Consider the following 15,710-nt stretch of genomic DNA (forward strand, 5'->3'; position numbering starts at 1 on the left):
GATGAAAGAGGATAAAAAGCTAGTCAAACAGGCTAGGCAAAACTTTCGAAGCAACTTAAAATCGGCCCGTATGCATTATCGGAAAGAAGTTAGGACCTTAAGACAGACTGTTCCTAAAAAAGGACGATTTCGAAAACCAGCCCAAAATTCTCTTTTTCAAGATAAGAAAATAGAGTTAAAAGAAAATCTACTCAGTAGCCAAAAGGAAGCAGAAGAGAAGTTCTTAAAAGAAATTACCTATGTTTCTCCTAAACTGTTGAAGGTAAAGGAAATCAAGAACTATCGACTTCCGCAAGCTCAAGAACGTTTGCGGACGGCAAGAAAACATCTGTCAGAAGTGAAACTAAGGGAAAAGTCAAAATCGGTTAATCCCAAGTTTACTTTCCAAAAAGAAAATTCTTCCCTGAAGTCTCGCTTTCAGTTTCACCAAGAAAAATCATTTGATCGACTCAGTGCAGAAAAAGACGTAAGTTCTGTCAAGCGTGAGGTTAAACAACTCAAGAAAGTCCGAAAGTCTAAGAAAAGTTCTACCAAAGTCAAAGCTGGATTGGGCTTAGCTGCATCTGAATCGTTTGACCTGATAGCACAGGATGATGATTTAGATGGACTTAGAACCCTAAAGGATACTAGCCTGAAAGTCAGACGCTATGGCAGGTTAACCTATCAAGCAGGTAAGGTGGCAGTAAAAAGTGGACAGACTGGTGTGCGGTTTACCAAAACAAAATTTTCTCATGGAAAGGAACGATTCCAGAACTTCAAAAAGGGAAAAGGATTTACACGCCAGAAACCTCTTAAACCAAGAAGACGCTACCAAACCTTTTTAAAGCATGCCAGAAAGCACAGTCTAGCAGGAGTTAAGGGGATTGCCCAAGCCATTAAGGGAAGTATGACTTTCTTTTCTGTCCTTGCGGGAAATCCTTTGACTTGGATTGTCTCAGGCCTTCTCTTGATACTCCTTTTGATGATGAGCTTTTTCATGAGTGTGTCAGGAAGCAGTGTCATTCAACAAGATGAGATGGAATTGACCAAGGCCTATACCCACATGACGTGGGAAGATGCGGAGCATACTAGATCCAACGAAAAGGGAATTACCTATTACACCAAGATTGATGAGATTATGGTTTACATGAATCATCAATACCAAGACTACAAGCTTGACGATTTCATGGAAACAGGTGGTGCGACCTACAAAGCATTTCTCAGTCAAGTGTGGACGGACTTAAATGGTAGTGATTCTATTAAATCCATGTCTGACTTATATAAAGAACCTGCTTACAAGCTGTCTGATGAGGACCAGGAAGAACTAAAGGAATTGACCGAAGAAGGCAACTATTTATCCCTTCAAGAATTGGACAATCCCTTTCAGGGACAGACCGATGAGGATAGCTTAAACATGACCTACCGATATGGTTATGAGGTCATTGATGAGAAACCAACGCTGCATCACCATATCATCTTAGAAGCAAAAGAAGGCCAAGTCATTGTGGCTCCTATGGATGGTAAGGTATCTCTTGATGGAGAGAACGTTGTTTTGACATCTGGTAAGGGAGTGAATAAGACTAAACTAACCTTGTTTGGCATTCATTCAGGCCGAGTCAGTGAAAATCAACAAGTCTTGGCAGGAGACATAATTGGTGAGACCAAGGATGGAACGGGTCTAAAAGTCACCTATCAAAAAGTTGATGATGACACGGATAAGTTGGTCTATGTCAATCCAGCATTCTACTTTCCAAAAGTGATCCAGGTTCAGACCACCATTCTTCCAACTATCGGTCAGTTTGGCGGCGATGAGTTCGAGAGAGCCAAGGCAATTTATGACTATCTTAAAAGCAAAGGTGCGACCAATCAAGCTATCGCAGCCATTCTAGGTAACTGGTCGGTAGAATCCTCCATTAATCCAAAACGAGCTGAAGGCGACTATTTATCTCCACCTGTTGGTGCGACAGATAGTTCTTGGGATGATGAGGGCTGGCTCTCACTTAATGGTCCAACTATATACAATGGACGTTACCCAAATATTCTCAAACGTGGTTTAGGCTTAGGCCAATGGACAGATACCGCGGATGGGTCACGCAGACATACTTTATTGTTGGAATATGCCAAAGGAAAACATCAAAAGTGGTATGACTTAGGGTTACAACTGGATTTCATGTTGCATGGGGATAGTCCTTATTACACCAACTGGTTAAAGGACTTCTTCAAAAATACAGGTAGTCCAGCTAGTCTTGCCCAACTCTTTCTCATTTACTGGGAAGGAAATAGTGGTGATAAGCTACTTGAACGTCAGACACGAGCAAGTGAGTGGTATTACCAAATTGAAAAAGGCTTTAGTCAACCCAACGGTGGGACAGCACAAAGTGATCCAAAAGCACTTGAAGCTGTACGAGGAGACCTTTTTGAAAACTCTATTCCAGGAGGTGGTGACGGTATGGGTTACGCTTACGGCCAATGTACTTGGGGAGTTGCAGCCCGTATCAACCAACTGGGTCTAAAACTCAAAGGTAAAAACGGTGAGAAGATTCCAATTATCAGTACCATGGGCAATGGCCAAGATTGGGTACGAACAGCCGCAAGTCTAGGTGGAGAGACAGGGACAAGTCCGCAAGCAGGAGCTATACTTTCCTTTGCGGGAGGAGGACATGGCACACCAACAGAATACGGTCATGTGGCTTTCGTCGAAAAAGTCTACCCAGATGGCTCATTCCTTATCTCCGAAACCAATTATAATGGTAATCCCAACTACACCTTCCGTAAATTATCTGGAGTGGATAGTAGCTTGAGTTTTGCTTATACGACGAAATAATCTCCAGAAAGATAGTTGTCGTTTTGTCCCAAATATTGTATAATATTTGGGACAAGGTGGTGAGGAATTGATTAACATAAAGTCTAAAATAAATAGTAAGATTGATAATCTGCCAGACGGCACAGTCTTTATTTCAAATGATTTTTTAGAGCTCGCTGATTATGAGACAATTAGAAAAAATTTGAATCGATTTGTTAACGATGGAACGATTCAACGTATTGTAAACGGTGTGTATTACAAACCAAGGTTTATTGAGTTGATTGGGGAATTTGAGTCTCCTTCAATAAATGAAGTGGCTATTGCCATTGCTAGAAAATATAATTGGACAATTGCACCTTCAGGGAACACAGCTTTAAATTTATTAGGGTTGTCAACACAAGTTCCAGCTCAATGGACATATATTTCTGATGGACGGTATGTAAATTTTTTAATTGGAAATACGAAGCTAGTATTCAAGCGAACAACAAACAGTACCATTTCAAATATGTCACAATTAACTGCACTAGTTATTCAAGCCATCAAAGCTATTGGAAAAGATAATATTTCAGAAGAACAGATTCTTTATCTTAAGAAAAGGTTAACTAAAAGTGATAAAGAGAAACTTCTTGAGGAAGGCAAGACTACCAGTGCATGGATTTATAAAATCTTGAAAAAAATAGGAGAATCCTAAAGATGCTAGAATTTAAAAAAATTTCCAAAGACGACCTTCAAGCCATTATTAGAAATGCTGCGGAGAGACTTGGTATCAATGAAGTGATCGTTGAAAAAGATTATTGGGTTTGTTTCGTACTCAACTATCTCTTTACAAAGAGTGAATGGAAGGATGCTTTTACATTTAAAGGGGGTACAAGTCTTTCTAAGTGCTATGATTTAATTAAGCGATTCTCAGAAGATATTGATTTAATCTTGGATTGGCAGGTTATTGGATATGGTAAAGACGAACCGTGGCAATCCCGTTCAAATACGCAACAGGACAAGTTCAATAAGGAATCAAATTTAAAAGCAGAAGACTTTCTTGTGAATACGTTAATTCCACAGATGAGGTTAGATTTTGCGAAACTGATTGAAGATGATTTTCAAATTAGTATAGATGTAAATGACCCACAAACAGTACTTTTTGAATATCCGACAAGTTTCCAATCAGAGTATGTGAAGCAAGTCATTCGCTTAGAAATTGGTGCTTTAGCTGCCTGGACACCCTCTGAAATGGTAGAGATTACTCCTGATTTATACAAGGTTTACCCTATGCTATTTGTGGGAGATAGTATTTCAGTTAGGACTGTTTTACCTGAGAGAACCTTTTGGGAAAAAGCTACAATTTTACATCATGAGGCAAATAGACCAGCAGATAGTAAAATCCCTATACGCTATGCACGGCATTATTATGATATTTACTGTCTTGCCCATTCGATTTATAAGAATAGAGCCTTTATGAATCAAGAGTTATTGGAGAAAGTTGTTTCATTTAAGGAAAAATTTTATCCTCGAAAATGGGCAAAATATGAAGACGCAACTATTGAAAGAATCAGATTACTTCCAGATGATTACAGATTGAATGAAATTGAATCAGATTACAACCAGATGAAAGAAATGTTTTATGGGTCTGTGCCATCATTTGAAGAGTTGTTAACAACTATCGCTAATTTAGAAAAAGAAATCCATAAACTTTAGACATCAATTATTTTAGTCACCCACTTTTATGGGTGGCTTTTTTCTTCTCCCTCAATTTATTGTGATAACAAAATCAAGCCTTCTTTTTTATGATGGTATTGAACTTGGGCTACTAGCTGTACAAAAAAGAGAGTTTCTCCTAGAACGGAAAGTTCTTCGTCAAAACTTCTATTTTTGTCGTGCTCGCTTAACGCCCTCGTATCTAATAAAGAGTGACAGTATGTTGCTAAAGAATAAAAGAAAAGAAGGACTATTTATGACCAAAACATGTAATCATCACTTTCTTGTCAATCAGGAAAAAGGCGAGAAACACGTCTTTCGCAAGAGTAAAAAATATCGTACTTTATGTTCGGTTGCCCTTGGAACCATGGTGACAGCTGTTGTTGCTTGGGGAGGAACGGTTGCACATGCTGATGAAGTTACTCCATCAGTTGACACCACCATCCAACGAACGGAGAATCCAGCCACGAATTTACCAGAAGCACAACCAACCCCTGTTTCTGAACAAACTGAAAGTATGGCATCAACTGGACAATCTAACGGTGCAATTGCTGTCACCGTACCACATGATACGGTAACACAAGCAGTGGAACAGGCAAAGGCTGAAGGTGTTTCTACGGTTGAAGATAGCCCAATGGATTTGGGGAATACAACTTCTGCGTCAGAGACCAGCCAACAAATTTCAAAAGCTGAAGCAGATGCCCAAAACCAAGTTAAGGCTATCAATGAAGTTACTGAAACCTACAAAGCTGACAAAGCGACATACGAATCGAATAAAGCCCGCATCGAACAGGAAAATAAGGAGCTGTCACAGGCCTATGAGGGGGCCAACCAAACTGGTAAAGATTCAAATACTTGGGTTGATACCAAAGTCAATGACCTAAAAACTCGGTATTCAGATGCTGATGTGACAGTGAAAGAACAAGTAGTTTCATCAGGAAATGGGACATCTGTACTTGACTATACAAACTATGGCAAGGCTGTTGAAACCATTCAATCAACTAACGAACAAGCTGTAGCAGATTATCTAACAAAGAAAACAAAGGCAGATGATATTGTTGCGAAAAATCAGGCCATTCAACAAGAAAATGAAGCTGGACTTGCTAAGGCAAAGGCAGATAATGAAGCCATTGAAAGGCGTAATCAGGCTGGTCAAGCAGCTGTTGATGCTGAAAACCGTGCAGGTCAAGCCGCAGTAGATCAAGCTAATCAGGAGAAACAACAATTAGTTTCAGATCGAGCAGCTGAGATTGAAGCTATTACCAAACGTAATAAAGAAAAAGAAGCCGCAGCCAGAAAAGAGAATGAAGCGATTGATGCCTATAATACCAAAGAATTGGAACGCTATCAACGTGACTTAGCCGAGATTTCAAAAGGTGCAGAAGGTTATATTTCTGAAGCCCTTGCTCAAGCCCTCAATGAGAGACTTGTGTAATAGCGAGTCTCTTTCTTGAAAAGTAGCTTTGTGGTATAATAAGGGTGTTTGCAGTGTAGAAAAATAGTGTCATTTACTTGACATAAGAGGGTTGGTGCGATGTGGACCAGTCTGTCAAGGACAATGTGGTCAAGGAAGTAAAGGAAGAAGCGGGGCTGGATGTGGAGGCTCAACGTGTGGTGGCGATTTTGGACAAGCACAAGAACAATCCTGCCAAGTCTGCCCACCGTGTGATCAAGGTCTTCATTCTATGCCGTCTCCTTGGCGGAGAATTTCAGCCCAATTCGGAAACAGTTGCCAGTGGCTTTTTCAGTCTAGATGACTTACCACCGCTCTACCTTGGGAAAAATACAGCTGAGCAGTTAGCACTTTGCTTGGAAGCTAGTCAATCTGAGCATTGGGAAACACGATTTGATTAAGGAGAAAGTATGACCTATCAAGGATATTTGATCGATTTAGATGGGACGATCTATGAAGGGAAAAAGCGGATTCCTGCTGGTGAACGTTTTATTCATGGCTTGCAAGAACGTCAGATTCCCTATTTATTCGTGACTAACAATACCACCCGTCGTCCTGAGATGGTGCAGGCTATGTTGGCTGAAAACTTTAACATTGAGACACCGCTTGAAACCATCTATACAGCCAGTCTAGCGACAGTAGATTATATGAATGACTTGGGCAAGGAAAAGACAGTCTATGTCATTGGAGAAGACGGGCTCAAGTCTGCTATTTTTGAGGCAGGTTATGTGGAAGACACGGAAAATCCAGCCTATGTTGTTGTCGGTTTGGACACTCAGCTGACCTATGAAAAACTGACCATTGCCACCTTGGCTATTCAAAAGGGAGCTACCTTCATCGGTACCAATCCTGATTTGAACATTCCGACTGAAAGAGGTCATTTGCCAGGAGCAGGCTCACTTATTGCGCTTTTGAAAGCTGCTAGCCGAGTAGAGCCGACCTTTATCGGTAAGCCTGAAGCCATTATCATGGACAAGGCTCTGGAGATTTTAGGGACGGAGCGTAGCCAAACGGTTATGGTCGGGGATAACTACCTGACAGATATTCGTGCAGGGATTGACAATGGATTTCCAACTCTTTTAGTCCTGACTGGATTTACCAAGCCAGAAGAAGTAGCAGACTTACCCCTGGCTCCAACCCATGTCCTCAACAGCCTAGATGAATGGAGTTTTGATGAGAACTAAGTTACAGATTATCGGAACGATTTTATTTGTCTTGTCGGCAGCAGTTCTAGGAACCATCTATCTAGCTTGGCTAGTTTATCCGCTTGAGATTTCTTTTTTGGGGTTGGAAAAAGTTGTTTACATGAAGTCATCAGATATTTCATATAATTTTAATATCTTGATGAACTATCTGACCAATCCATTTGCCAAAGTGCTAGATATGCCCAATTTTTCCTCTTCAGCTGATGGTCTAAAACATTTCGCGGATGTCAAGCATCTCTTTCATCTGGCTCAAGGCATTTTCCTGATTAGTTTGCCTGCGGTTTTCTATTTTTGGAAAGAAATAGTGAGGAAAGGATATGGCAAGCTCTATCGAACTGTTTTTTTGTGGATGTCACTAGCTCCTTTGCTTATTGCATTAGTGGGCTTGCTGATTGGTTTTGATAGCTTTTTTGTTCTCTTCCATCACCTGCTCTTTCCAGGTGATTCGACCTGGCTCTTTGACCCACTGACAGACCCGGTCATTTATATACTTCCACAGGAATTTTTCCTTCATTGCTTTATCTTGTTTTTCGTTCTCTACGAGCTCTTTTCTTTGGCAATGCTGGCGTGGACAGTGAAATCTACCAGGAAAACTAACTAGGATAATTTTTCAGATTTATCATGAAAAATCATTGACAAAGATAGTTTTTAGTAGTAAAATAGTTAGGACTTTGAAATTGAGGGGAGTGAAAAAATGTCAAAAACAGTAGTACGCAAGAACGAATCACTTGATGATGCTCTTCGTCGTTTCAAACGTGCGGTTACTAAAGCTGGTACTCTTCAAGAAACACGTAAACGTGAATTCTACGAAAAACCATCTGTAAAACGTAAACGTAAATCAGAAGCAGCTCGCAAGCGTAAAAAATTCTAATTGAATTTCAGACAGCCTTCGGGCTGTTTTTTGTTTACATTTTAGGCGAAGTTTCATATAATGGATATACATTATTTGGACATTCAAAGGAGTACCTATGAGTATTTTAGTAACAGGTGGAGCAGGCTATATTGGTAGCCACACAGTGGTTGAATTGCAGAAATTGGGCAAAGATGTTGTCATTGTCGACAACCTGTCTAATTCAAGCATTTTGGTCTTGGATCGCATTGAGGAAATCACAGGCAAACGTCCGACTTTTTATGAATTAGACGTAGCGGATAAGGACGCCCTCCGTGCGGTTTTTGAGAAAGAAACGATTGAGTCTGCTATTCATTTTGCAGGCTACAAGGCGGTCGGTGAGTCGGTTGAAAAACCAATCATGTACTATGAAAATAACATCATGTCAACGCTTGCCTTGGTCGAAGTCATGGCAGAATTTGGTGTCAAGAAGATTGTCTTCTCATCCAGCGCAACTGTCTATGGACTCAACAATCCATCACCGCTTGTGGAAACCATGCCAACCAGCGCAACCAATCCTTACGGTTATACCAAGGTCATGTTGGAACAAATCCTTCGTGATGTGGCGGTAGCAGATAGCGACTGGTCAGTGGCCCTTCTCCGTTATTTCAACCCAATCGGTGCCCACGAATCGGGTCTTATCGGTGAAGATCCCGCTGGTATTCCAAACAACCTCATGCCCTTTATCGCACAAGTTGCCGTTGGTAAACGTGCAGAGCTCAGCGTCTTTGGTAATGATTACGATACAGTGGACGGTACCGGTGTCCGTGACTATATCCACGTGATTGATTTGGCACTTGGTCATATCAAGGCTCTTGAGAAAATTTCTGGTGAGACTGGTGTTCATACCTATAATCTCGGCTCTGGTCAGGGAACCAGCGTACTAGAGTTGGTACAAGCCTTTGAAAAAGTCAATGGCGTGCCGGTACCTTATAAAATTGTTGACCGTCGCCCTGGCGATGTGGCAACCTGCTATGCCAACGCAGACAAGGCGCTAGCTGAACTCAATTGGAAAACCGAAAAAACCATTGAAGACATGTGCCGCGATACCTGGAACTGGCAGTCTAAAAATCCAAATGGATATGAAGGCTAAGAAAAGATGTGAGCAATTGCTCACATCTTCTTTTTGTAATAGTGCAGAAGAAAAACAGGCACAGGGCCTGTTTCACTATCTTATTGATTATTTTTTCAACAAGTCGCGGATTTCTGCAAGCAATTCTTCTTGAGTTGGACCAGCAGGAGCAGCTTCTTTCTTAGGCATTGCTTTTTCTGCAGCTTTAACGATGAAGAAAAGAACAGTACCGATGATTAAGAAGTTGATAACAGCGCTCAAGAAGTTACCGTAAGTAACACCGTTCCAGCTCAAATCAGCAATCTTTTCTGCACCAGCAGCTTTCAAAGCTGGGTTCAACAAGAGGGGAGTAATCAAATCAGCAACGAATGAATCGATGATGGCTTTGAAGGCAGCACCGAAGATAACTGCGACAGCAAGGTCAATAACGTTACCTTGGAACAAAAATGCTTTTAAATCTTTCAACATATCCTAAATATGTCCTTTCATAAATTTTTACTCTATCTATTATATACACTTACATTTATTTTTCAAGTAATATGTCTCGAACATTTTACATTTCTAGAAATTTGTTATACAATATAGAATGTTAAAATGTGCGTATTCTCTGTATTTGTGAGGAGGTGACCGATGGTATCAAAAGAAAAAATCAATGATATTAAACAGGCTGTCAATATTGTTGATATTATCGGTGAGTCGGTTGCCCTGACCAAGGCTGGACGCAATTTTCTGGGACTTTGTCCCTTCCACGGTGAGAAAACTCCTTCCTTCAATGTGGTGGAGGATAAGCAATTCTATCATTGTTTCGGCTGTGGGAAGTCAGGGGATGTCTTCAAGTTTATCGAGGAAATACAGGGCGTGACCTTTGGGGATGCGGTACAGATTGTCGCTCAAAAGGCGGGAATTGTCCTAGAAACCAGTCCGCAATTTCAGCGGGCTGAGAAAGTTGCCAATCCCAACCAGGTTCTCTACGATATTCACACTGAGGCAGCTAAGTTTTATCATGCCTTGCTCATGACGACCAAGATGGGAGAGGAAGCGAGAAACTATCTCCACCAGCGCGGCCTGACAGATGAAGTCATCAAAACCTTTCAAATAGGCCTGGCCCCTGACCAGCAAAATATCCTCTATCAAAAATTGTCCAGCCAGTTTGAGGAAGGCGCCCTCTTGCAATCGGGTCTTTTCCATCCTGGTGACCATAATAGAATCTATGATTCCTTCCACGGTAGAATTATTTTCCCCTTGACCGACGAATACGGTCGGGTTATTGCCTTTTCTGGTCGTGTCTGGACAGAGACGGACCGGGAGAATAAGCAGCTGGCCAAGTACAAAAATTCGCGTAGCACTGTAATTTTCAATAAAAGTTACGAACTATATCATTTGGATAGGGCAAAAGCTGTCATCAAGAAACAGCACGAGGTCTATCTGATGGAGGGCTTTCTGGATGTTATTGCGGCCCATCGTGCAGGAATTGAGAATGCGGTAGCCTCTATGGGAACGGCTTTGACCCGTGAGCACGTGACCCACCTGTCCAAGTATTGTAAGAAGGTTGTCCTGACCTATGATGGTGATAAGGCGGGACAGGCTGCTACCATTAAGGCTTTGGACGAATTGCAGGATTTCCAAGTGGAGATTGTCAGTCTGCCAGACAATATGGACCCCGATGAGTTTTTGCAGAAGAACTCTGAGGTGGCTCTTGAGCAGGTTTTGACCAAATCGCGCATTAGTGCGGTTGAGTTTTTAATCAACTATCTCAAGCCGGAAAATCCTGATAATTTGCAGATGCAGATTGATTTTGTGGAAAAAATTACCCCTATCATTGCCAAGGTTCAGTCTATTACGGCCCAGAATTCCTATATCTACAAGGTAGCAGACCTCTTGTCTGATTTTGACTATGGTCAGGTGGAGCAGGCGGTCAACAACGTTCGCCTCACGCACCGCCAGCAACGCAGTCAGCAGGCCCAACAGTCCTTTTCTGAGGCAAAAAATTTGCCGGACCTGCAGGTTGTTCCGCGAGTGACTAGCTTGGTTCGGACAGAAAATCACCTGCTCTATCGGATGGCTGAACATCCCTACATTCTCAACGAATTTCGGCTGAGAGAGGATTTTGCCTTTGCGACGCCTGAATTGGAGGAACTCTTTCAGCTCTTGAAGAAGAATGGTGAGATTTCCAGCTTTGAATTATCCCAAGTCAGTGATAGTGCCCAACAGGCCTGGTACCGGGTCCTGGAAGAACGCTTGCCAGAGGAGGTTGCTACTCATGAAGTAGAGGAATTACTGGTCAGTCGGGATCGAGAATTGCTAAAAAAAGAAAACCAGCATGCTGCACGAGCCATTCGTGAGCATTCCCATGTGGGAAATACAGACATTGCCCTTGATGAGTTGCAAGAACTCCTCAATCGAAGAAAACAAATGGAGTAAAGATGACAAATAAAAAAGACAAGAAAAATGAAGTGACCACTTTTGATGTCCAAGTTGCAGAATTTATCCGCAATCATAAAAAGCAGGGTTCTGCGACAGATGACGAAATCAATGACCAGCTTGTCATTCCTTTCACCTTGGATGCGGACGGCATCGATGACCTTCTTCAGCGTATCCAAGACGCAGGGATTTCTATTGTGGACAAGGAAGGAAATCCTTCTGCGCGTGCTATGCAGGTAGAGGAAGAGCCAGAACTTTCTGATGAGGAATTACTTGGCAGCAACTCTGCCAAGGTCAATGACCCAGTTCGCATGTACCTCAAGGAAATCGGTGTTGTTCCCCTCTTGACCAACGAAGAAGAGCAGGAATTGGCGCTTGCTGTTGAGGCGGGCGATCCTGAGGCCAAGCAACGTTTGGCTGAGGCCAACCTGCGTTTGGTGGTATCTATTGCCAAGCGTTATGTTGGTCGTGGTATGCAGTTCCTTGATTTGATTCAAGAAGGCAATATGGGCTTGATGAAGGCCGTTGATAAATTTGATTACTCGAAAGGGTTCAAATTCTCGACCTATGCGACTTGGTGGATTCGTCAGGCCATTACCCGCGCCATTGCGGACCAGGCTCGTACCATCCGTATTCCTGTGCACATGGTGGAAACCATTAACAAGTTGGTCCGTGAGCAACGCAACCTCTTGCAGGAACTTGGCCAAGACCCAACGCCAGAACAAATTGCTGAGCGTATGGATATGACGCCTGAAAAAGTGCGTGAAATTTTGAAAATTGCTCAAGAGCCTGTGTCTCTGGAAACACCAATTGGTGAGGAAGATGACAGCCATTTGGGGGATTTCATCGAGGACGAAGTAATTGAAAATCCAGTTGATTACACAACCCGCGTCGTTCTCCGTGAACAATTGGACGAGGTTCTGGATACCTTGACTGACCGCGAGGAAAATGTTCTCCGCCTGCGCTTTGGACTGGATGATGGAAAAATGCGCACCTTGGAAGATGTGGGCAAGGTCTTTAACGTAACCCGCGAACGCATCCGCCAAATCGAAGCCAAAGCCCTCCGCAAACTCCGCCACCCATCTCGCAGCAAACCACTCAGAGATTTTATTGAGGATTGATTTTGTCTGGGAGACAAAATCAACCGCTCGCTGAAAACAGGAAACGAGCGAGGGTTTGGGGGAGGTTTTTAACCGCTCCCCTTGAAATTAGAAAGGGAGCGTAACGCCCAGTGGGCTATTTTAACCGCTCGCTGAAAATAAGAAACGAGCGTACTCAATACCTGCTAAGAATTGAGAACGCAGGCTAACCACGTGGTGTTTTAACCCGAGCCTAGAAATAGGAAAGCGAGGCTAACCTCCGGGGGAGGTTTTGACACAAACTTCGTTTGTTTCATCTCCAACCTTCAACAGTCTCCCAGACTGTTGAAGCCTGCTTGAAAATAAGAGAGCAGGCTGTCTGGGAGACAAAATCAACCGCTCCCCTTGAAATAGGAAAGGGAGCGTATGCCATTGGTACTTATCAGGTCGCTCGCTGAAAACTCTAAAGCGAGATAAGTCTAATGGACGTTTAGCGCGAGGATGCTGACTTTCGTCAGTTTTATTTCCCACTTTCAACAGTCTCTCCCCAGACTGTTGAAACCCGCCCGAAAATAAGATAGTGTGCTAATGTCCGGTGAATTACAAGGATACTGATTTCCGTTAGTCTTAGAACGTAGACAAAATATGTTTTAGGTAAATAAAGTAAGTAGCTCTTCTAAGAAAAAATAAAAATTTAGTTTATTTTGTGAGCGGAGCCCAAAAGAGACCTTGTCTACAAACTCAGACTGACTTCCGTTAGTCTTATTTCCCCGGGCTGTTGATACCAGTTATATTTTTAGCAAAGAAAGAGAGTGATTGAAAATGGCTTATACAGAAGATCAGATTAAAGACATTCAGGAGCGTATTTTTCAAGCTCTTGAAGATGTGATTGACCCAGAACTTGGGATCGATATTATCAATCTTGGTTTGGTCTACGAAATTCGTTTTATTGAGGGCAAGGCTGAAATTGACATGACCTTGACCACAATGGGCTGCCCTTTGGCTGATCTAATTACCGATCAAATTCATGATGTACTGAAGGATGTTCCTGAAGTAACAGAAGTAGATGTGAGACTGGTTTGGTCACCAGCTTGGACTGTTCAAAAAATGAGTCGTTATGCTCGAATTGCACTTGGGATTAAATAATTAAACAGTCTCGAATATTGAGACTGTTTTTTCTGTTTTTGTACGGATTTTTTTGACAATTTTGTTGAAACTATCAAAAAGTTCTTGCTAAATAGTAGGAATGATGGTACACTTATCATGCCTAGGAAAAGTTATTAAACCTATTCTAGCAAATATCAGACCTATATGGGATGAGTAGCTCCGCTATTGATCATAACCGAAGCCTACGGACAGGCGGGTCGAATGCCGAAGCGTGGCGTAAGCCACATTATTGATAGGGTTAAAAGCCTACATTTTATAAGTTGATGTTGGGAAGTTTTTCCTAATTTCTAATTTTGTCAGTGTGGTGAAAGCACACGTCATCTTGTGAAACGGTCAATAAAGTACGTATATATTTGCACTGGAGAGTAGGAAACGGTAGGCACATAAACTCAAGAGAAGAATAAAAAACGTCAATTTGGATTGTAGAGCAGGATGAACCCTGCTCTTTTTGCTTTTTTAAAAAAGTGTAGGAGTCCATCAAGCAAAGGAGTTTTTCAATATGAAAAATCAACACCAAGCCCCTATTTATCAGGGATTGGTACAGTTACGCCGAAAACGGATTGTCCCTTTTGATGTCCCAGGACACAAACGGGGCCGTGGAAATCCAGAGTTGGTCGAACTGTTAGGAGAGAAATGTGTTGGTATTGATGTTAATTCTATGAAACCTTTGGACAATCTGGGACATCCAGTCTCCATTATCCGAGAGGCCGAGGAATTGGCTGCGGAAGCCTTTGGTGCCAGCCATGCCTTTCTCATGGTTGGAGGGACAACCTCTTCCGTCCAGACCATGATTCTGGCGACCTGTAAGGCGGGCGATAAAATTATCCTTCCTCGAAATGTCCACAAGTCCGCCCTCAATGCTTTGGTCCTATGCGGAGCTATACCAGTCTATGTGGATATGAGTGTGGAGCCACGGATTGGTATTGCTCTTGCCTTGGAAAATGATGCCTTTGAACGGGCTATTTCTGAGCATCCTGATGCGGTTGCTGTCTTGATCAACAATCCGACCTACTATGGTATCTGCTCAGACCTGCGTACATTGACTGAGAAAGCTCACGCAGCGGGCATGAAAGTATTAGTCGATGAGGCTCATGGTGCGCATTTGCATTTTTCGGACCAATTGCCAGCGGCGGCTATGGATGTGGGGGCTGATATGGCAGCTGTTTCTATGCACAAATCAGGTGGCAGTCTGACCCAAAGTTCGCTCCTATTGGTCGGTCCTGATATGAATGTGGAGTATGTCCGCCAGATTATCAACCTGACCCAGTCAACGTCTGCCTCCTATCTCTTGCTGGCTAGTTTGGATATTTCACGGAGAAATCTGGCCCTTCGTGGCAAAGAATCCTTTGAAAAAGTCATTGAAATGTCTGAGTATGCTCGTCGTGAAATCAACGCTATCGGTGGCTACTATGCCTATTCTAAGGAATTGATTGATGGCAAAACGGTGCATGATTTTGATGTAACCAAGCTCTCCATCTATACGCAGGGCATTGGTCTGACAGGAATTGAGGTCTATGATTTGTTGCGGGATGAGTATGACATCCAGATTGAATTTGGCGACATTGGCAATATCTTGGCCTATATTTCAATCGGTGACCGCTTGCAGGACATTGAGCGGCTGGTGGGTGCTTTGGCTGACATCAAGCGTTTGTATTCTCAAGATGGTTCGGATTTGATTTCGGGAGAATACATCCAGCCGCAGCTGGTTTTGTCACCGCAGCAAGCCTTTTATGCTGAGCGGGAGAGTCGCTCGTTACAGGAAGCAGTTGGTCAGGTCTGCGGGGAATTTGTCATGTGCTACCCTCCTGGTATTCCGCTTTTAGCTCCAGGTGAACGAGTGACTCAGGAAATTGTTGATTACATCATCTTTGCCAAGGAGCGTGGTTGTTCTGTCCAAGGTACCGAAGATCCAGATGTCAACTACATCAATGTCATTAAGGAGGGTTAAAG

The 15,710-nt window shown here is 42.6% G+C and carries 13 protein-coding genes and 1 pseudogene; 13 read left to right on the forward strand and 1 reads right to left on the reverse strand.

Annotated features, from left to right (window positions below; genetic code table 11):
* Position 1: 1 nt before the first annotated feature.
* The 9 genes and pseudogenes from NQZ91_00075 to galE all read left to right on the forward strand — a co-directional run bounded on the left by NQZ91_00075 (position 2) and on the right by galE (position 9,114).
* Positions 2-2,803 carry a phage tail tip lysozyme gene (locus NQZ91_00075; GenBank protein UUM57822.1) on the forward strand — a complete coding sequence of 934 codons (2,802 nt, stop codon included), beginning with the start codon at positions 2-4 and terminating at the stop codon, positions 2,801-2,803.
* A 67-nt stretch (positions 2,804-2,870) separates the two neighbouring features.
* Positions 2,871-3,473 (forward strand): DUF6088 family protein, encoded by a 603-nt coding sequence (locus NQZ91_00080; protein UUM57823.1) that lies wholly within the window; start codon positions 2,871-2,873, stop codon positions 3,471-3,473.
* A gap of 2 nt (positions 3,474-3,475) precedes the next feature.
* On the forward strand, positions 3,476-4,474 hold the full coding sequence (locus NQZ91_00085; protein UUM57824.1) for a nucleotidyl transferase AbiEii/AbiGii toxin family protein: 999 nt from the start codon (positions 3,476-3,478) through the stop codon (positions 4,472-4,474).
* Between the two features lie 256 nt (positions 4,475-4,730).
* Positions 4,731-5,894: pseudogene (locus NQZ91_00090) on the forward strand (glucan-binding protein).
* 116 nt (positions 5,895-6,010) lie between these two features.
* Positions 6,011-6,328 (forward strand): NUDIX domain-containing protein, encoded by a 318-nt coding sequence (locus tag NQZ91_00095; protein ID UUM57825.1) that lies wholly within the window; start codon positions 6,011-6,013, stop codon positions 6,326-6,328.
* A gap of 9 nt (positions 6,329-6,337) precedes the next feature.
* Positions 6,338-7,111 (forward strand): TIGR01457 family HAD-type hydrolase, encoded by a 774-nt coding sequence (locus tag NQZ91_00100; protein UUM57826.1) that lies wholly within the window; start codon positions 6,338-6,340, stop codon positions 7,109-7,111.
* A complete protein-coding gene (locus NQZ91_00105) occupies positions 7,101-7,733 on the forward strand; it encodes a TIGR01906 family membrane protein (GenBank protein UUM57827.1) in 633 nt (210 codons plus the stop codon). The genes NQZ91_00100 and NQZ91_00105 overlap by 11 nt, the downstream gene beginning before the upstream one ends.
* Positions 7,734-7,826: 93 nt before the next feature.
* The gene (gene rpsU, locus NQZ91_00110; GenBank protein UUM57828.1) at positions 7,827-8,003 is read left to right on the forward strand and encodes a 30S ribosomal protein S21; all 177 of its coding nucleotides are present in this window, start codon (positions 7,827-7,829) and stop codon (positions 8,001-8,003) included.
* Positions 8,004-8,100: 97 nt separating this feature from the next.
* Positions 8,101-9,114 carry a UDP-glucose 4-epimerase GalE gene (gene galE / locus NQZ91_00115; GenBank protein ID UUM57829.1) on the forward strand — a complete coding sequence of 338 codons (1,014 nt, stop codon included), beginning with the start codon at positions 8,101-8,103 and terminating at the stop codon, positions 9,112-9,114.
* A gap of 87 nt (positions 9,115-9,201) precedes the next feature.
* On the opposite strand, the gene mscL is transcribed toward galE, so the two are convergent.
* Positions 9,202-9,561, reverse strand: a complete 360-nt coding sequence (mscL, locus tag NQZ91_00120; GenBank protein UUM57830.1) for a large conductance mechanosensitive channel protein MscL — start codon at positions 9,559-9,561, stop codon at positions 9,202-9,204.
* 162 nt (positions 9,562-9,723) lie between these two features.
* Here mscL and dnaG point away from each other — a divergent pair, with 162 nt between their 5' ends.
* The 4 genes from dnaG to NQZ91_00140 all read left to right on the forward strand — a co-directional run bounded on the left by dnaG (position 9,724) and on the right by NQZ91_00140 (position 15,708).
* Positions 9,724-11,514 (forward strand): DNA primase, encoded by a 1,791-nt coding sequence (dnaG, locus tag NQZ91_00125; GenBank protein ID UUM57831.1) that lies wholly within the window; start codon positions 9,724-9,726, stop codon positions 11,512-11,514.
* A gap of 2 nt (positions 11,515-11,516) precedes the next feature.
* Positions 11,517-12,635 (forward strand): RNA polymerase sigma factor RpoD, encoded by a 1,119-nt coding sequence (rpoD, locus tag NQZ91_00130; protein UUM57832.1) that lies wholly within the window; start codon positions 11,517-11,519, stop codon positions 12,633-12,635.
* A gap of 780 nt (positions 12,636-13,415) precedes the next feature.
* On the forward strand, positions 13,416-13,739 hold the full coding sequence (locus tag NQZ91_00135; GenBank protein ID UUM57833.1) for a metal-sulfur cluster assembly factor: 324 nt from the start codon (positions 13,416-13,418) through the stop codon (positions 13,737-13,739).
* A gap of 520 nt (positions 13,740-14,259) precedes the next feature.
* Complete coding sequence (locus tag NQZ91_00140) at positions 14,260-15,708, forward strand: aminotransferase class I/II-fold pyridoxal phosphate-dependent enzyme (protein ID UUM57834.1); 1,449 nt, start codon at positions 14,260-14,262, stop codon at positions 15,706-15,708.
* The last annotated feature ends 2 nt before the right edge of the window (positions 15,709-15,710 follow it).

The sequence above is a fragment of the Streptococcus suis genome (genome assembly GCA_024583055.1).
In the GTDB taxonomy this organism is placed as follows: Bacteria; Bacillota; Bacilli; order Lactobacillales; family Streptococcaceae; genus Streptococcus; species Streptococcus suis_V.